Raw genomic sequence first — 379 nt, 5'->3', positions numbered from 1 at the left:
AAAGCTCGATGCCTTGATCCAGGAAGAGCAGGCGGCGCAGCGCGCAAAGCGCAAGCCGTCCAAGGATTGAGGCAGGCCCATGCGTTGCCGCTTTTGCTCGAGGCGGCCGAACTGTCACGCAGCACGTTCTATTACCAGGTGAACGCCTTGGCCCATCCCGATGAGGGCGAGGAGGAACTGCGTGAGCGTATCCGCGCGATTTACGATGAGAACCAAGGGCGCTACGGCTACCGTCGCATAACGCTGGAACTGGCCAATCAGGGCGAGGCCATCAACCACAAGCGGGTGCAGCGGCTGATGGCCGAGCTGGGCCTGCAATCGCGGGTACGCATCAAGCGCTACCGCGCCTTCAAGGGAGCGAGCGTTTCGGCGTGACCCA

The 379-nt window shown here is 62.5% G+C and carries 1 pseudogene; it reads left to right on the top strand.

The features are described from left to right. Window positions 1-363: pseudogene (locus tag N005_RS03030) on the top strand (IS3 family transposase); the annotation flags it as partial. Between the last annotated feature and the right edge of the window lie 16 nt (window positions 364-379).

The organism is Pseudomonas mediterranea CFBP 5447 (genome assembly GCF_000774145.1).
Lineage (GTDB): Bacteria > Pseudomonadota > Gammaproteobacteria > Pseudomonadales > Pseudomonadaceae > Aquipseudomonas > Aquipseudomonas mediterranea.
Note: the sequence above shows the minus strand (reverse complement) of the source record. Positions and strands in the feature narration are given on the sequence as shown.